Source organism: Burkholderia alba, assembly GCF_034721475.1.
Taxonomy (GTDB): Bacteria; Pseudomonadota; Gammaproteobacteria; order Burkholderiales; family Burkholderiaceae; genus Burkholderia; species Burkholderia alba.
The window spans coordinates 172,732-189,321 of the sequence record NZ_JAWJWL010000010.1 but is presented as its reverse complement, the minus strand read 5'-3'; the positions used below and the strand labels follow the sequence as shown (position 1 = coordinate 189,321).

14 protein-coding genes are annotated in these 16,590 nt (G+C 69.9%); 2 read left to right on the top strand and 12 right to left on the bottom strand.

All coding sequences use genetic code 11. From position 1 onward, the window contains the following. Positions 1-52: 52 nt before the first annotated feature. Positions 53-1,138 carry a calcium:proton antiporter gene (locus tag RZR99_RS13975; RefSeq protein WP_323120366.1) on the bottom strand — a complete coding sequence of 362 codons (1,086 nt, stop codon included), beginning with the start codon at positions 1,136-1,138 and terminating at the stop codon, positions 53-55. Between the two features lie 235 nt (positions 1,139-1,373). Here RZR99_RS13975 and paaH point away from each other — a divergent pair, with 235 nt between their 5' ends. After that, on the top strand, positions 1,374-2,933 hold the full coding sequence (gene paaH, locus RZR99_RS13970; RefSeq protein WP_323120365.1) for a 3-hydroxyacyl-CoA dehydrogenase PaaH: 1,560 nt from the start codon (positions 1,374-1,376) through the stop codon (positions 2,931-2,933). Positions 2,934-2,982: 49 nt separating this feature from the next. Further along, positions 2,983-3,786: an enoyl-CoA hydratase-related protein gene (locus tag RZR99_RS13965; protein WP_323120364.1), complete on the top strand. Its 804-nt coding sequence runs from the start codon at positions 2,983-2,985 to the stop codon at positions 3,784-3,786. A gap of 165 nt (positions 3,787-3,951) precedes the next feature. On the opposite strand, the gene RZR99_RS13960 is transcribed toward RZR99_RS13965, so the two are convergent. The 11 genes from RZR99_RS13960 to moeB all read right to left on the bottom strand — a co-directional run bounded on the left by RZR99_RS13960 (position 3,952) and on the right by moeB (position 16,465). Beyond that, positions 3,952-6,060 (bottom strand): TonB-dependent receptor family protein, encoded by a 2,109-nt coding sequence (locus RZR99_RS13960; protein WP_323120363.1) that lies wholly within the window; start codon positions 6,058-6,060, stop codon positions 3,952-3,954. 226 nt (positions 6,061-6,286) lie between these two features. Next, a complete protein-coding gene (locus RZR99_RS13955; protein ID WP_323120362.1) occupies positions 6,287-6,670 on the bottom strand; it encodes a DUF2946 family protein in 384 nt (127 codons plus the stop codon). Positions 6,671-6,797: 127 nt separating this feature from the next. Next, a complete protein-coding gene (locus RZR99_RS13950; RefSeq protein ID WP_323120361.1) occupies positions 6,798-7,262 on the bottom strand; it encodes a copper uptake system-associated protein in 465 nt (154 codons plus the stop codon). Further along, positions 7,259-8,428, bottom strand: a complete 1,170-nt coding sequence (locus RZR99_RS13945) for an unsaturated glucuronyl hydrolase (RefSeq protein WP_323120360.1) — start codon at positions 8,426-8,428, stop codon at positions 7,259-7,261. Before RZR99_RS13945 ends, RZR99_RS13950 begins: the two co-directional genes overlap by 4 nt. Next, positions 8,425-9,618: an MFS transporter gene (locus RZR99_RS13940; protein WP_323120359.1), complete on the bottom strand. Its 1,194-nt coding sequence runs from the start codon at positions 9,616-9,618 to the stop codon at positions 8,425-8,427. The genes RZR99_RS13945 and RZR99_RS13940 overlap by 4 nt, the downstream gene beginning before the upstream one ends. Further along, positions 9,609-10,811, bottom strand: a complete 1,203-nt coding sequence (locus RZR99_RS13935) for an acyl-CoA dehydrogenase family protein (RefSeq protein WP_323120358.1) — start codon at positions 10,809-10,811, stop codon at positions 9,609-9,611. Before RZR99_RS13935 ends, RZR99_RS13940 begins: the two co-directional genes overlap by 10 nt. A gap of 31 nt (positions 10,812-10,842) precedes the next feature. Next, positions 10,843-12,492 (bottom strand): class I adenylate-forming enzyme family protein, encoded by a 1,650-nt coding sequence (locus RZR99_RS13930; protein WP_323120357.1) that lies wholly within the window; start codon positions 12,490-12,492, stop codon positions 10,843-10,845. Next, positions 12,489-14,543 carry a CoA transferase gene (locus RZR99_RS13925; protein ID WP_323120356.1) on the bottom strand — a complete coding sequence of 685 codons (2,055 nt, stop codon included), beginning with the start codon at positions 14,541-14,543 and terminating at the stop codon, positions 12,489-12,491. The genes RZR99_RS13930 and RZR99_RS13925 overlap by 4 nt, the downstream gene beginning before the upstream one ends. Next, the gene (locus RZR99_RS13920; protein ID WP_323120355.1) at positions 14,540-14,830 is read right to left on the bottom strand and encodes a MoaD family protein; all 291 of its coding nucleotides are present in this window, start codon (positions 14,828-14,830) and stop codon (positions 14,540-14,542) included. The genes RZR99_RS13925 and RZR99_RS13920 overlap by 4 nt, the downstream gene beginning before the upstream one ends. Positions 14,831-14,839: 9 nt before the next feature. Continuing rightward, positions 14,840-15,283, bottom strand: a complete 444-nt coding sequence (locus RZR99_RS13915) for a M67 family metallopeptidase (protein ID WP_323120354.1) — start codon at positions 15,281-15,283, stop codon at positions 14,840-14,842. Positions 15,284-15,298: 15 nt separating this feature from the next. Beyond that, positions 15,299-16,465: a molybdopterin-synthase adenylyltransferase MoeB gene (gene moeB, locus RZR99_RS13910; protein WP_323120353.1), complete on the bottom strand. Its 1,167-nt coding sequence runs from the start codon at positions 16,463-16,465 to the stop codon at positions 15,299-15,301. Positions 16,466-16,590: the final 125 nt, after the last annotated feature.

Genomic DNA, 16,590 nt, shown 5'->3' with positions numbered 1-16,590 from the left:
GCTTGAAGGGAAACCCGCCGCGCGCATGCCGCGGCGGCGGGCAGCGCGTCGATCAGTGGGTGATCGACAGGAACAGGTAGGCGGCGAACAGCGACAGATGCACCGCGCCCTGCAGCACCGTGGTGCGGCCGGTGCTCAGCGTCAGCGTGCTGACGAGCAGCGTGAGCGCCAGCAGCACGGTTTCCATTCCGCCGATACCGAGCGTGAGCGGGCGGGCGGTCCAGATGAACACGACGGCGACCGTCGGGATCGTCAAGCCGATACTCGCGAGCGCGGAGCCGAGCGCGAGATTCATGCTGGTCTGCAGCCGGTTCGCACGCGCCGCACCCACGGCGGCGAGGCCCTCCGGCAGCAGCACGAGCGCGGCGATCACGATGCCGACCGCGGCCTCCGGCGCACCGAGGCTCATCATCGAACGCTCGACCGCGGGCGACAGCAACTTCGCGAGCAACACGACCGCGACGAGGCTGATGAACAGAAAAGCGAGGCTCGTCAGCGCGACGCGCGTGCTCGGCGGCGTCGCGTGAACGGATTCGTCCGGGCTCGCGCCGATCAGGAAGTAGTCGCGATGGCGCACCGTCTGCACGAATACGAACACGCCGTACAGCACGAGCGACGAAACGCCCGCGAACGCGAGCTGCGACGTCGACAGCTGCGGGCCGGGCACGGCGCTCAGATAATTCGGCATCACGAGCGTCAGCACCGACAGCGAGGCGAGCACCGCCAGCGCCTTGTTCGCGCCGCGCCCCTGAAAATCCTGCTCGCCGTGCTTCCAGCCGCCGACCAGCAGGCACATCCCGACGATCCCGTTGCAGACGATCATCACCGCCGCGAACACGGTGTCGCGTGCGAGCCCGGCTTTCTCGGGGCCGGCGGACAGCATCACGGAGACGATCAGCGCGACCTCGATCACCGTCACGGCGATCGCGAGCACGAGCGTGCCGAACGGCTCGCCGACGCGATGCGCGACCACTTCCGCATGGTGCACGGCCGCGAACACGGAACCGGCCAACGCGGCGCCGAAGGCGGCGATGAGGAAGCCTTCGGCCGGCACGACGCGGGACAACGCGAGCACCAGCCAGGCGGCAAGCGGGGCCCAGAGCGTCCAGCGCGGGAGGGCATTCGGTGAGGTTGGCATGAGGATGTCCTTGATCGGGGGGCTGACGCGAGCGGGGATTCTAACAGGGGGCCGCATGCCGCCCGGCCCCCCACGGATTGACTCCTCAAGGTACTAAAAAGTGCCGGATGAAGGCAAGTACCGATATCGAACATTCGAAAGCGACCTTTTTGTTGGGGCTCGGCTCGCTTTACATAAACATACCGACCGGTCGGCTTATAATCGCCGCACTCCAACTTTTACGAGCGGATTCGCGATGACGGCATCTCCAGGTACTCCAGGCAACTCCCGGGCGCTCGACCCGGCGGCGCCGATCGGCGTGATCGGCGCGGGCGCGATGGGCGCGGGCATCGCGCAGGTGGCCGCCGCCTCAGGGCACCCGGTGTTCCTGTACGACCTGAGCGAAGCGGCGTCGGCAAAGGCGCTGGCGGACATCCGCGCGAATTTCGCCCGGCTCGTCGAAAAAGGGCGGCTGAGCGCGGAGCAGGCCGATGCGGCGGGTGCCCGTCTGTCGGCCGTCGGCGCGCTGGACGGGCTGGCGGACGCGGCGCTGATCGTCGAAGCCGCGGCCGAGCGGCTCGACGTGAAGCGCGAAATCTTCGCGACGCTCGAAGCGCGGGTGGGACCCGCTTGCATTCTCGCCACCAACACGTCGTCGTTGTCGATCACGTCGATCGGCGCCGGGCTGCGCGCGCCGGAACGCCTGGTCGGCATGCACTTCTTCAATCCCGCGCCGCTGATGGCGCTCGTCGAAATCGTCAGCGGTCTGGCGACGGCTCCCGAGGTCGCGCGAACGGTCTACGACACGGCGCTCGCGTGGGGCAAGCGGCCTGTACATGCGAAATCGACGCCGGGCTTCATCGTCAACCGGGTCGCGCGGCCTTACTACGCCGAGGCGCTGCGCGTGCTCAACGAGCAGGGCGCGGCCCCCGCGTCGATCGATGCGGTGATGCGCGATGCGGGCGGCTTTCGCATGGGGCCGTTCGAACTGATGGACCTGATCGGCCACGACGTGAATTTCGCGGTCACCGAATCGGTCTTCCGGGCGTACTTCAACGATTCGCGCTTCACGCCGTCGCTGATTCAGCAGGAACTCGTCAGCGCGGGTTTCCTGGGTCGCAAGTCCGGCCGCGGCTTCTACCGCTACGGCGAATCGGCCGAGCGGCCGGCGGCTGTCGTCGAACCGCCGAGGGCCGCGCCCGCGCGGATCGCGCTGTTTCGTCGGCCAGGCCCGGCCGCCGCGCTGCTCGCGCGGCTTGCGTCGTCCGGCGTGCATTGCGCCGAGTCGCGCGATGCGGATCCGGACGACCTGCTCGCGACCTTCGGCGACGTCGCGCTCGCGCTGACCGACGGCCGCACGGCGACCGAACGCGCGGCCGCGACCGGCCGCGCGAATCTCGTGCTGGTCGATCTGGCGCGCGATTACGCGAGCGCAGGAACGATTGCGCTCACGCGCGCGCGGCAATGCGGCGACGCGGCCTATGCGGAAGCGGTCGGGCTGTTCCAGCAGGCAGGATTCGCGGTCGTCACGCTGGCCGACGTGCCCGGGATGATCGTGATGCGTACGGTGGCGATGCTCGCGAACGAAGCGGCGGATACCGTGAATCAGGGCGTTTGCACGCCGGCCGATCTCGATCTCGCGATGGAGAAGGGCGTCAACTATCCGTGCGGCCCGTTGCGCTGGGCGGACGAGATCGGCATCGCGCATGTGCACCGCGTGCTGGCGCATCTCGCGCTGGGCTACGGCGAGGACCGTTACCGGATCTCGCCGCTGCTGTCGGCGTTGCGCGCGGCCGGCCAAGCGTTTCGCGCATAGCGGGCCGGCCGGCGGGATTGTCTTCGATAGGGATTCAGGAACCGACTTCATGACGACTACGCTTCAAACCCTGGCGGTGGCGCTCGACGCGCGCGGCATCGCGACCGTGAGCCTGCAACGCGGCGACGTGCTCAATGCATTCGACGAGACGATGATCGCGGAACTGACTGCCGTGTTCACGGACCTCGGCGCGCGCGACGCCGTTCGCGCGATCGTGCTTCGCTCGGACGGCCGGGCGTTCTGCGCCGGCGCGGACCTGCAGTGGATGCAGCGGGCGAGCGCGAACGACGCGGCCGCGAACCGGGTCGATGCGCAGCGCTTCGCGGCGATGATGCAGGCGATCCGCTACTGCCCCAAGCCGACGGTCGCGCGCGTGCAGGGCCACGCGTTTGGCGGCGGCGTGGGACTGTGCGCGGCCTGCGACATCGTGATCGCGAGCGATCATGCGCGTTTCGCGGTCAGCGAAGCGCGCTTCGGTATTCTGCCGGCGGTGATCGGCCCGTATCTCGTCGAGGCGCTCGGGCAGCGGCAGGCACGGCGCCTCGCGCTGACGGCCGCGTTGCTGAGCGCGGCGGAGGCGGTCGACATCGGTCTCGTGCATCAGGCGGTGCCGCTCGATGCGCTCGACGCGGCGATGGAACGGACCCTGGCCGACCTGAGCCGCAACGGTCCGCAAGCGCTGGCGGAAATCAAGCGCTTCTTCGATACGATCGGCGAGTATCCGTTCTCGGCCGAGCGCGCCGATTTCACCGCGCAGACCATTTCGCGCGTGCGGGCAACGCCTGAAGCGAAAGAAGGTTTCGCGGCGTTCTTCGCGAAGCGTCCGCCGTCCTGGGAGCCGCCGAGGGAGTGATCGCGGGCCGCGATGAGCACCCGGCCCGCGATCGCCGGGCATGAGGTCTCCCCACGTCCGGCCGGATGCGAGCACGAGCGTACGGCCGGGCCGCCCGCGCCGGGCGCTCGGCGATGCCGTCCGACGTACACGACCCAACCGACGCTCGGGAACGCTTTCGCTCCGTCAGAACGCGTACCGCATTCCCCCGAACACGCTGCGACCCGCTCCCGGATAGAAAATCGCGGTGCTCATCGCGGTGCGCGCGTCGGCCACCGTGCTGATGTCCGTGACGTAGCGCTTGTTCGTCAGGTTGCGCGCGTCGATGAACAGCGACAGGCCGTTCTTGAAATCCATCCCCGCCTGCAGGCCGAGCAGCGTGTAGCCCGGCACGCGCAACGTATTCGCGTTGTCGGCCCACGCGCCCGCCGGCACCCAGTCCACGCTCGCGGAGAGGTGAAAGCCGTTCGGCCGCGCATAGCCCAGCACTGCGCGCAGCACGTTCACCGGCACACCCGCGATGCGGTTCGAGCCGTATTGCGGATCGTCCTTGAAGCGGAAGTCGCTCAGGTTCCAGATGCCCGACAGCGTGATCTTGTCGCCCGAGCCGGGTTGCAGGACATTGCGGAGCAGATCCACCGACACGCCTGCCTCGATCCCTTGCAGCACGGTCCGGTTCGCGTTGAAGGTCGACGCGGGAACGTTCGGATCGGTGGTGTACTGCAGCAGTTGATCGCTCACCAGCGAGCGGTACGCGGTGACGTCCCAGCTCAGGCGGTCGCGGCTGCCGCGCGTGCCGACTTCGAGCGTCCACGCATGCTGCGACGACAGCGGCGTGAAGCGCGTCGTCCCGGCGAAGGTCTGGGTCAGATCGATGAAATCGGGCAGATCCTGGCTACGGGTGATGTCGATGAACGCCTGCGTCTCGCGATTCGGCTGCCACAGCAACCCGAGCTTCGGATTGACGCCGCTGTAGGTCCGGCTTGTCGATGCGTAGTTCGGGTCTCCCGGCAGGCCGCCGTGATCGACATACTGCCGCACCGAACGCAGCACCTTGACGCCCGCCATCAGCGCGACGGTCGGCGTGAAGAACAGCCGATCCTCCAGATACGCCTCGTAGTTGTACGCGCTCTGCGTCGAGTCGAGCGTTTGCGCGCCGCGCGCGCCGCCGACGTTCACGTACTGGTTCGCCTGGGTGCGGCCGCCGAAGAAGCGCGCGCCGACGATCAGGTCGTTGCGCATTCCACCGATCGTGAACGTGCCGGTATAGCGCGGCGCGAAGCCGTAGGTCCAGCCGTCCTGATCGAGTACCTGGAAGATCGGGTGATACAGGCTCTTGTGGATCGCCCAGGTGTCGAACTGCAGTTCGCCGTGATCGAGCTTGACGATCGTGCGGTTCGCGATTCGCTCGGTGCGCGAGTTGCGCGCCTGGTCGCCCGCGACCGCGCCGGGGTCCGCCTTGGTCGGGTTGTTCAGCGCATCGGACAGCGACAGCGTGCCCGGCAGGCGCTGGTCGACCACATACGCGCCGATGTAGAAGCGCGTCTCGACACGCGGGCTGAACCGATAGCCGACGTTCGCATTGAACTGTTCGTACTGGCCGCGTTCGTGCTGACGGAACCCATCGGCGCGATTGACGCTGAAGGTCGCGAGAAAATCGAGCGGACCCCGTACCCGCGAGAACTGCGCGCTGCCGCGCACCGTGCCGTAGCTGCCGCCCTCCAGCCGCAGGATGTTCGGCGCGTCCGCCGTATACGCGGTCGGCGTCACGAAATTGATCGCGCCGCCCATCATCGACGAACCATACGCGAGCCCGTTGCCGCCCTTGTAGATCTCGGTCGCCTGCAACGCGAGCGGATCGATCTGATAGTAGTCGCCGCTGCCGTCCGCGAGATTCGTCGGGATGCCGTCCTGCAGGATCTCCAGGCCGCGCGTATGGTAAGGCCGCGCGATCCCCGAACCGCGAATGGAGACGCGCAATTCCTGGCCGTAGCGGTCCTGAACGAACACGCCGGGCACCTCTTTCAGCACGTCGCGCAGCGTGAATGCATAGGTGTTCGAATAAGCGCCGGCGTCGACGAAGCCGACCGAGCCGACGGTCTGGTCCAGCGCGCGTTTCAGCTGGTCGGAGGTCCGGGACGTCGGCGACGTCTCGGCGCGTTCGTTGACGACGATCGCCGGCAGTGTGGCGGCGACGTCGGATGAGCCGCTCGACGCGGCTTGCGCGTGAGCGTGCGACGTAAGCAACGCGAGTGCGCCGGACAGGGCGACGCTGAGTCTGGATGGTTGCGGCATGATGGTTGTTCTGGTTCGACAAGACGGATGCGATGCGGCTGCGGCGCACTTTCGATTTTCCGTACTTCAGTGCGCGCGCGTCCCCCGTGAGCCTGCGCGGCGTGTTAGCGCGGGCGGACTGCATTGAACCGGCCGGATCGCCGCGAGCGCGCCCGGATTTGCCGCGGGCTCGATGGCGTGCGGCGCCGGGCGCCGGCATGCTTGCGCCGGCGCGGTGCGGTCGGTGTCAGGCGGACTGCGCGGGCGGACCGCGCGACGGCGCGAACGCGAAGCGCGTCGGCGCGCGCAGCGTGGGAGCGGGGAACGGGTGCGGCGCCGTTCGAGCGGTCTCGCCGGGCCGGTACGCAGGGAACGGAGGCGGCAGCGGCGGATGATGCGCGAGCAGATCGCAGTATCCGCATTGCTTCACATGGGGGATGGGCGCCGGCGAGGACGAGGGCGGGTGTGCGCCATCCGGCGCGAATGCGCGCGCCGAGCACAGCGCGGCAACCGGCAGCGGCTGCGCGTTCGCGGGCAGCCACTGCGTGACGACAGGCGCGACGATCGCGATCCAGATGGCGGCCAGCGCCAGCCAGGCGGTCGGGCGCGCGCGCCGGGCGGGCGTCGTCACGGGAGCGCGGGCCGGGAGCGGCCGGAACCGCGCGACGGAGCGGGACGGCTCGCGGCGGTGGCGGTCGTGGCCGGGCGCTGCGCGCCGATGAGCGCGTCGCGCGCCGACGGGGCCGTGCGGGTACGGATCACGGCTTCGGCGGCGCGTGGTGATCGGCATCCTGGCTGCCGCCCTGCATGCCGAACAAGCTGAAGCGCTTGACCCGGTCGGGGCTGATCGAACGCTCGGCCTCGTTGAGCTTTGCAATCAGCGCTTTCGCCGTGGCGGCCGGGATGCCCGCGTCCTTCAGCATGCCGACGTCCTTGAAGCCGTCGCCGCCGCACGCGACGATTTCCCATTTGTCCTGCTGGCGGCGCAGCAGCGCGCGCCCGCCGTTGCTGCCCTGAATCCAGTCGGCCAGCGCGAAGCCGTCCGCGACGACGACCGGCGCGGTTTCCACCTTGTGCTCGGGCTTGTCGTAAGTCTTCGACAGCAAGGTCCGGATGGCGGCGGCGTCTGCGTTGCCGGTTTCCGCATGGACGGAGGTCATGGCCAGCGCGGTCAGCAAGGCGGCGAGCAGCGAGATCGGATGACGCAGGGGACGGAATTTCATCGGATGGACTCCTTGGTTGAAACAACGGGCGCCGGGCCGGTGCCGGCCGGCGCGAAGCGGGGCTGGAGAGACATGCTCCGGAGTTGGCACAGCGCATCGACCAGCAGGAAATGACTCCATGCGGTTTCGACGAGCGCGAGCGAATCCGGTGCGATCCGGCAGCAGGCGCCGACGAATCGCGCCGAGCCGTCCGGGAGACGAACGTAATGCGGGCTGCGCAGCAGCGCGGCGACGCGTGCGGCGGCGCTGTCGAACCCGGCACGGGCCGCGTCCACGGAGTCGACCTCGCGTGCGACGGCCAGCATCGCCAGCGCCGCGATCAGCGACGCGGACGGATCGACCGGACCGTCGGCCCGGTCGATCCGGTCGGGTGGACACGCCGTCGGTCGAGTGCGCCGCCAATACGCGCACGAGACGAGCGCGCGCTCGAGATACGCGCCGCGCCAGCGGGCCGCGGCTGCGCTCAGCCCGAGCATCGCCCACGCCTGGCCGCGCGACCAGCTGCCGGCCGTACCGAGCGGCCGGAGCACGGCCTCCGTCAGCGCGGCTTCGGCGTGCCATGCGCCGTCGGACGTCATGCAGGCCGCGATCAACGCATCGGTGTGACGGCGCGCGATCTCGCTCGACGCCGGAACATCCTCGTAGCTGAGCAGTTGAATCAGTGGCGCGAGCGTATCGACGCTCGCGCGGCGCATCGCGTCGGGGCCGCCGCCCAGTTCCACGCCGACCGGCACGAAGCCGTGCACGGCGTCGAACGACCCCGCGATCGCATCGGCGGCGGCGTAGGCGAGGTGCGTCGCCGCCGGATCGCCGAACGCCATCGCGCCCTGCGCCGCGCCATACCAGAACAGCATGGCGCGATTGATCGAATCGGTATCGAGTTTCGCGGCGAGCCGGGCCGACAGCACCGAGGCCTTGTCCCGATCGGTGCGGTCGCCGGTCAGCCGCGCGCGCCGCCACCACGAAGCCGCCCAGAATCCGCCGACCCACGATCCGCCGTTCGACAGCGTCCAGCAGTCGTCGTCTCCGTGCGCGTACAGCGGGAAGGCCGAGCCGCATTGCGCGTCGATGCGAGCCAGGCGCGCGAGCAGCGCGTGAATCGCGGCGTCGATTTCCGCGGACGTCAGCGGCGCGATGCAAAGCGGTGTGTCGGAGCGGGCGTTCATCGCGGGTCTCCGCGTCGCGCACGAATCAGTGCCATGCACAGCCCCGCGCCGACCGCCACGACGACAAGCGTCATCAGCCACGCGCCGTCGAAGCCGGCGGACGCACTCGCCAGCGCGCCGAAACTGGCCGGTCCGATCGAGAAACCGCCGAAGAACGCCGCCGACAGCAGGCCGGAGGCGTTCGCCGCGCCGCCGAAAGCGGGGTCGCGCAGCAGCATGCCCATCGCGATCGCGTTGGTCGCGACCGCGCTGAGTCCCATCGCGGCCGCGCCGGCCCAGAGCATCCCGCTCTGTCCCGCATCGGCCTGCCTCACCAGCAGCAGCGCGACGGCCGCGCATCCGAGCAAGCCCAGCAGCAGTACCGCCTCGTCGTCGAGACGCGCGGCGAGCGGCGTCAGCGCGACGCGCGACAGCATGCCCATCGCACCGAACAGCGCGATCATCAGGCCGGCTTCGGCGGCCGGCATGCCCTGGCGGATCGCGAACATCGGCAGAAACGTCACGAACGCCGACAACACGATGCCGACGCAGCCCTGCACGCCGATCAACCACCACAGCAACGCGTTGGGGCGGGGCAGGGCCTCGCGGCGCCGCGTGGCGGCCGCGGCGGCGGGCGCCACGCGCAGCGCAAGCAGACCCAGCGCGATTGCGACGGGAATCACGCTGCCGAGGGCCGCGCGCCAGCCGAACCGGATCGCCATCGCGGGCAGCACGAGCCCCGCGAACAACGCGCCGAGCTGCACGCCGGATTGTTTGAATCCGACCACGAACGCCTTGCGCGAGGGGGCGACACGCTGCGCGATCAGCAGGTTGGTCACCGGGTTGCACAGCGCTTGCGCGATGCCGCAGATCGCGGCCGCGCCGACGATCCCGCCGAAACCGGGCAGCGCGACGATCAGCAGATAGGCCAGCGCCACCGAATGGAACAGCACCGCGAGTGCGCGCCGCGCGCCGAGCCGGTCGACGAGCGGCCCGGCGCCGAGCGACAGCAACGCCGCGAGCGCGAAGGTGCCCATCGTCACGTAGCCCAGCCAGCCCGGTTCGATCCGCAGGTCGCGGACCAGATAGGGGCCGAGCGTGCCGATCGCATAGAGGATCAGCATCGGCAGCATCATCGCGAGCGTGAGCATGACGCTCAATCCGATTTCGCCGCGCGGTTCGACGGCGGCGACGTCGTTCGTCAAAGACATGGCTCGTCCTCCGGGCCGGAAGTTCGGAACGCATCGATCAACTGCTGGCCGACGCTGCTGATCAGCGCTTCGTCCGCGCCGTCGAGAATGCGGACCGTACGCGCGGCGCGGTGGATGCTCGCGAGCGGCGTCGCGTCGCTCACGCCTTCTGCGCCGTGAACCTGGATCGCGGCATCGACCGCGATGTTCAGCGCCCGCGCGGCGGCGAGCTTCGCGAGATTGACGTCGAGCGTCGCGGCCGCGCCGGCATCGATCAGCCGGGCCGCGCATTGAAGCTGCGCGCGCGCCGCCGCGATCGCCTGGTAGGTGTCGAGCATCCGCAGACGGATCAGTTGCTTGTCGGAAAGCCGTGCGCGAGTGCCGCGCGGCGAGCAGATGCGCGCTCCCATCAGGTCGTAGCAGCGCTGCGCGAGACCGACCCAGTGGCCCGCATTGAGGGCGCGGCCGAGCGTCAGGCGCTCGCGCATCAACGCGAAACCCTCGCCGGGCGCGCCGAGCGCGAACGCTTCGGGCACGGCGACGCATTCGAAGGAAAGCTCGCACTGGCCCTGCGGCTGGCCGAATACGTCGATTTCCCGCTCGATCCGGAAGCCCGGCGCATCGGTCGGGACGACGATCAGCGAGAACGCTTGTTCCGGCGGCGCGCGATCGCGCGTGCGTGCGACGACGGTGACGAACGCCGCATGCGCGGCGCGCGACACGAACCACTTGCGGCCGTCGATGCACCACCGGCCGTCACGCAACGTCGCGCGGGTTTCGAGGGTGGCCGGGACGGAGCCGGGCTGGTCGGGTTCGGACATCGCGTAGGCCGCGTCGATCCGTCCCGCCGCGAGCGGCGAGACGAAGCGCTCGCGCACCTGCGGGCTCGCATGCCGGTGCAGCATGTGCAGATCGAGCGTCGCGCGGCCGCCGAAGATCGTCGGCCCGTACTCGGAGCGGCCTTCCTGTTCGGCAACCGGGAGGTAGTCGGCCAGCTTGGCGAACCGGCCGCCGAGCGCGACAGGATGGAAGAGTCCCCAGAGCCCGGCCGATCGGGTATCGCGGGCCAGCGCCTCGACGATACGCCGGGCGTTCGCGCCGCCGCGCGCGAGGTCGGCTTCGCGCGGCACGATCGCGCGCTCGCCGAACCGGCGGACCGCGCCGGCCAATGCCTCGGGGGACGCGTCGCGAGGCGCGCGGGCGTCGGGTGTCATCGCATTGTCGGACATCGGTGGAGGCCCCGGGTCAGTGCAGCGTACCCGCCGCCCGCTCGACGAACGCGACGTCGGCGGTCAGCCGCTGCTTGTCGATCTTGCCGGCGGGTGTCAGCGGGAATTGCCGCACGAAGCGCAGGTACTCGGGCAGCTTGTTGACCTCCAGACCCTGCGCGCGCAGATAGGCGGCCAGCTCCTCGAGCGACGGACGCGATGCGCCTTCGCGCATCGTCACGCATAAGCAGACGCGCTGGCCGAGATCGGGATCGGGGACCGGCACGCAGGCGGCACTGACGACATCGGGATAGCCGGTGGCGAGCGTCTCGATCTGCACGGTGCTGATGTTCGCGCCGCCGCGAATGATGATGTCCTTCTTGCGGCCGGCCAGTACCAGCCGGCCGGCGGCGTCGATGAAGCCGAGGTCTCCGGTGCGCACCCAGCCCGCCGCGTCGCGGTAGATCGCGTCGAGTTCGGGCGCGTTCACATATTGCAGCGGCGACATCGGACCGCGCGCGGTGATCTCGCCGATCTCGCCGTGCGCGAGCGGCTGCCCGTCGGCGTCGACGATGCGGATCTCGCATACGTCGGGATTGGGCGTGCCGACGCTCGTGAACACGGTGTCGGGGGCGTCGTCGAGCGTGTTGTGGCAGTTCACGCCGTCGGCCGAGCCGTAGAGACTCACGAAACGGCAGCCGAACGCGTCGATGCAGCGCCGAATGGTCGCCCGGTCGATCACCGAGCCGCCGCTGATCAGCGCGACGAGACTCGACTTGTCGACTGCGGCGAGCGCCGGGTCGGCGGCGATCCGTTGCAGCATCGTCGGCACGCCGAGAATGTGCGTGGGCCTGAGCGAGGCGATCGCGGCGATCGCCGCGGCCGTGTCGAACGCGGGCAGCAGCGCGATCGAGCCGCCGAGCCAGCTCAGCACGCCGAACGTCGCCGTCGAGCCGAACGACGAACCGAGGGGCACCAGATACAGTCCGCGAAACGACGTGCCGTCCGGATGCAGGCGCTGCAGGAAGCGGCCGCGGCCGCCGAGCAGCGCGTTATGCGAATAGGCGACGAGCTTCGGCTCGGATTCCGTGCCGGACGACACCAGCAGCCGCACCGGCGCGTCGGGATCGACGTCGGGCAGCGCCGCGTCGGCGAGCGGCGCGCTGCGCAGCAGCGCGTCGAGCGGATGCCAGCCGTTCCGTTCGCCGCCGTCGACGATCAGCATGCGCAGCGACAGCAGCGTCGGGCGCAGCGTTTCGATCAGTCCGCACATGTCTAGATCGCCTTGCTCGGGCGTCACGACGACCGCGCGCGCGTGGCAGCGTTTGAGCAGCGCCTCGATGTCGAGCCGGCCGCGACCGGGCGGAAACGGCGCGACCACCGCGCCGAGGGCCGCCGCGGCCAGGTCGATCGCGCAACTGCGCCAGCTGTTCGGCAACTGATAGGCAATCACGTCGCCCGCGACGATGCCGTGCGCGCGCAGCCCGGCGGCGAGCCGGCGCGCGAGGTCGAGCAGGTCCGCATAGTTGATCGTGCCGGCGGGGGTCAGCACCGCCTCGCGGGTGGGTGCGGTCTCCGCATGCTGACGGAACATCTGAAACACGGAGCGGTTCGGATAGAGGCCTTGCTGCGCCCAATGGCGGCGCAGTTCGGCCGGGACGAGATCGACGATGCCGGCGGCGTTCATTGGAATCTCCATGGGGAGCGGATCTGGGTATAGGTATCGACGGACACGCAACCTGCGAGGCGCGGATCGTCGCGCAGGTCGGTTAGCGCCTCGACGACCGCCGCCGACGCGACGCCGTGTGCGGCGAGCAGCGTCTGCCAGTCGTGCGCGGTCCGCGCCGGCAATGCGCGTGACAGGTCGGCGGCAAGCGTGTCGGGGCCGCGATAGTCGAGACCGGCGGCTTGCGCGGCGGAGGCGGCCGAGCGGGTATCGAAACAGGTGAGCGCGAGCAGGCCCTCGCGGGTCGCGTACACGCGATCGATCAAGGGTTGCGCGAGGGGATCGGGGACATCGTCGGGGAGGGTGTCGGCGTGTCCTCCGGGATCGGTGTCGACGGCGGACTGCGTCGACGCGAGCACGGACAGGCCGTCCGCCTTCGACGACGATGGGCTGTCGCCCGCATCGCGCTCGATGCCGCGATCGGGATGCGATCGCGTTTCGCGGATACGCGAATCGGCCGTGCCGGCGGCAAAGAGCACGCGCAGTTCATCGGCGCTCAGCAGCGTCGCGGCACCGAGCAGCGATGATTCCATCCGCTGTCCCGTGCCGCCGATCCGCCGGTCGAGCAGGGCCGCGACCACGCCTTGCGCGGCCACGACGCCGCCGAGTACGTCGAGGACCGTCAGCAGCGAACCGCCCGGCGTCCCCGACGTCTCGCCGATCCAGTGCGCGATGCCCGAATACGCCTGCGCGATGAAATCGGTGCCCGGCAGCGGATTCGCGCTGCCCGCGCCCCAACCGCCCGCATACGCATAGACGAGCGCGGGATTGACGGCCGAGAACGCCGGCGCGTCGAGGCTCAGCGCTTGCGCCCGGCCGGGCGCCCAGTTGTGCAGGAAAACGTCCGCGCCGCTTGCCAGTTCGCGTAGCTCGGCCTGACCGCGCACCGACTTGATGTCGAGTTCGCGGATTCGCTTGAGGCGATTGAGCGCATCGAAGCGCGCGGACACGCCGTCCGCCATCGGCGGCATGCCGCGCAACGGATCGCCGCCGGGCGGCTCGATGCGGATCACGTCGGCGCCGAGCAGGGCGAGCAGATGGCCGGCCAGCGGCCCCTGGATGCGCCGGCACGATTCGATCACGGTCAATCCCGAAAGCGGCAATGCGTCGCCGGGCTTGGGCGACCGATCGGCCGGCGGCGCGGCGGCGCCGCGCGCGAAGGTCCACGGCCCTTGGTGCCATAGCGTCCGCGCATCGGCATCGCTCGCGCGTTCGTCGAGTGTCCGGACCGGGCAGACCGCGACGCCGGTTTGAGCGCCCAGCGCCGCGATGCGCGCGTAGGGTAACCGCGCGAGCGCGTCGGGCAGCGCGCGCGGCAGCGGCGCGATGCCTTTCGCGTAGCGCAGCAGGAACGCGCGCCAGCCCTTGCCGGCGAGATCCGCATCGACGCCGACCTCGGTCCAGAATGCGCGCCATGGCCCGGCGTCGAGCGTTTCCAGTTCGAACGCGACGCCGTCCGCCGAGGAGAAAGGCGGCTGTTCCGATGAAGCGCCGGTGCCCGGCAGCAAGGATTCCGGCCCGTCCGGCGCGGTCGCGCCGGCCAGATACTGCCCGGCCGCCAGCAGGCCCGCCGCCGCGAGCGACGTCGAAACGCCGGATGTCGCGATGCCGCGCAGCTGTCCGAGCGCGGCCGCGAGCGCGCCCTGCAGCGCGAGCGTCGCGGCAAGTACGGATACGTAGGGCACGCCGAGCGCCTGCGGACGGTCATGCGAACGGCCGTGGATCGACATCAGCCCGGTCGCCGCCTGGATCGTCAGTTCGGACGCCGGCCGCGCACCGTCGTCCGGCCAGCCGGTCACGCGGCCCGTCACGGCGGCGCCCGCCATGTCGAGCGAGAACGGCATCCCGGATACGGAGGAGGCCGGCTCATCGAACGGAGCCGCATGGAGCATGCCGAGCGCGCGCGCCTGATAACGCAGCGACGCGGCGACCGCGCCGAGGCCCGGATAGGCGGCCGAGGGCGGCGGGGCCGCGAGCGAAACGGCCGCGAGCGGCCGGATGACGGGACTCATGGCGCGCCGCGCCCCGATCCGCCCGCGACGGCGGGCAGGATCACGATCGCATCGCCGTCGCGCACGGGCGTGTCCAGTTCGCCGGCGAAACGGATGTCATCGCCGTTGACATAGAAATTGATGTAGCGGTGCAGCCTGTCGTCCTGCATCAGCCGCGCGCGCAGGCCGGGATGCCGCGCATCGAGATCGTCGATCAGCGAGCGGATGTCGTGGCCGGTCGCCTCGACATACTTGTGCTCGTTCGTGAGCGGCCTTAGCAGGGTGGGAATATGGACGGTGACGGTCATGGAAGTCTCTCAGGAATGGGACGGAACGGCGCCGGCATCGGCGTAGCGGGCGACGGTGCGAATGGATTCCTCCATCACGGTGCCGCCGGCGATGCGAAAACTCCGGACCGGCGCGGGCGCGGCGGGATCGGTCGACACGATCACGTAATGCGCGTGCGGCTCGGCGGCAAGGGCGATGTCGTCGCGGCTCGGATAGGCCGGCGAATGCGTGTGCGAGTGATAGATCACCACCGGTTCCTCGCCGCGCGTTTCGAGATCGCGCCACACGTTCAGCTGTTCTCGGCTGTCGAAGCGGAAGAAATCGGGCGACTGCGCGTCATTGCGCATCGGAATCATTCGCAGCGGACGGTCCGAGCCGAGCGGGCCCGAGATCAGGCCGCAGGTTTCGAGCGGATGGTCGCGGCGCGCTTGCGCGAGCATCGTGTCGATGAGCGTGGAAAGAATGATCAGCATCGTGGATTCCCGGATTCAGTAGCTGGGCAGAGACGGATCGACGTCGCGGATCCACGCGAGGATGCCGCCGTCCAGATTGAGCAGGTTCGTAAAGCCGTGCGCCTGCAGCGCGAGCAGCACGCTGCGCGAGCGCGCCCCCGACTTGCAATGCAGCACGATCGGCGTATCGCGGCCGAACTGCGCCGCCATCTCGGCCGACGCGGCGCGCGCGCTCGGAATGTGCCGCGCGCCGGGAATCCGCACGATCTGCCACTCGGCGTGCTCCCGCACGTCGATCACCTGGAAGGTCTCGCCGCCGGCCTGCCGGTTCCTCAGCTCGACCGGGCTGATGGTCGGCACGGGCGGCGCGTCCTCCGCGCGCCCGGTACCGCAGAGCGCGGCGTAGTCGGCGAGCGCGGTGACGGGCACGCGTCGCGGATCGCGCCGCAGCGGCAGGAAGCGCCAGCTCATCTCCAGCGCGTCGTACACCGCCAGCCGGCCGAGCAGCGTCTCGCCGATTCCCGCGATGAGCTTGATCGCCTCGGTGGCCATCACGGCGCCGATCGACGCGCACAGCACGCCGAGCACGCCGCCTTCGGCACACGACGGCGCGTGTTCGGGGGGCGGCGGCTCCGGATACAGGTCGCGGTAGTTGACGCCGCGATCGCCCGGCGCGGCCTCCCAGAACACGCTGGCCTGGCCCTCGAAACGAAAGATCGAGCCCCATACATAGGGCTTGCCGGCGAGCACGCAGGCGTCGTTGACGAGATAGCGGGTCGCGAAGTTGTCGGTTCCGTCGACGATCAGGTCATAGTCGGCGACGAGCGCGAGCGCATTGGATGCATCGAGACGCTCGGGATGGAGGCGCACGTCGACGTGCGGATTGATGTCGAGGATCGTGTCGCGCGCGCTGTCGGCTTTCGGCCGGCCGAGATCGGAAATGCCATGGATGATCTGGCGCTGCAGGTTCGATTCGTCGACGGTGTCGAATTCGACGATGCCTAGCGTGCCTACGCCGGCTGCCGCGAGGTACATCAGCACCGGCGAACCGAGGCCGCCCGCGCCGATTGCCAGAACCCTGGCTTGTTTCAGGCGTTTCTGGCCGTCCAGCCCGAGATCGGGCAGCAGCAGGTGCCGGCTGTAGCGGCGGATTTCAGCATCGCTCAGGTTCGCCGAGGGCGCCACGAGAGGAGGGAGTCGCATTGCGGGAATTCCTGTTGTCGTGTGAAGGCCGGCGAACGCGCCGCGGCGGCGCGCGGCGCGGCATCCGTCGGGGACGGATGCGCAACGACACGCGGAAACGACGCGGCGCGCGAATGCGGCAAGAG

Coding starts and splice junctions, on each gene's coding strand:
- RZR99_RS13975 (WP_323120366.1), bottom strand. CDS start 1,138: ATGCCAACCTCACCGAATGCCCTCCCGCGCTGGACGCTCTGGGCCCCG.
- paaH (WP_323120365.1), top strand. CDS start 1,374: ATGACGGCATCTCCAGGTACTCCAGGCAACTCCCGGGCGCTCGACCCG.
- RZR99_RS13965 (WP_323120364.1), top strand. CDS start 2,983: ATGACGACTACGCTTCAAACCCTGGCGGTGGCGCTCGACGCGCGCGGC.
- RZR99_RS13960 (WP_323120363.1), bottom strand. CDS start 6,060: ATGCCGCAACCATCCAGACTCAGCGTCGCCCTGTCCGGCGCACTCGCG.
- RZR99_RS13950 (WP_323120361.1), bottom strand. CDS start 7,262: ATGAAATTCCGTCCCCTGCGTCATCCGATCTCGCTGCTCGCCGCCTTG.
- RZR99_RS13945 (WP_323120360.1), bottom strand. CDS start 8,428: ATGAACGCCCGCTCCGACACACCGCTTTGCATCGCGCCGCTGACGTCC.
- RZR99_RS13940 (WP_323120359.1), bottom strand. CDS start 9,618: ATGTCTTTGACGAACGACGTCGCCGCCGTCGAACCGCGCGGCGAAATC.
- RZR99_RS13935 (WP_323120358.1), bottom strand. CDS start 10,811: ATGACACCCGACGCCCGCGCGCCTCGCGACGCGTCCCCCGAGGCATTG.
- RZR99_RS13930 (WP_323120357.1), bottom strand. CDS start 12,492: ATGAACGCCGCCGGCATCGTCGATCTCGTCCCGGCCGAACTGCGCCGC.
- RZR99_RS13925 (WP_323120356.1), bottom strand. CDS start 14,543: ATGAGTCCCGTCATCCGGCCGCTCGCGGCCGTTTCGCTCGCGGCCCCG.
- RZR99_RS13920 (WP_323120355.1), bottom strand. CDS start 14,830: ATGACCGTCACCGTCCATATTCCCACCCTGCTAAGGCCGCTCACGAAC.
- RZR99_RS13915 (WP_323120354.1), bottom strand. CDS start 15,283: ATGCTGATCATTCTTTCCACGCTCATCGACACGATGCTCGCGCAAGCG.
- moeB (WP_323120353.1), bottom strand. CDS start 16,465: ATGCGACTCCCTCCTCTCGTGGCGCCCTCGGCGAACCTGAGCGATGCT.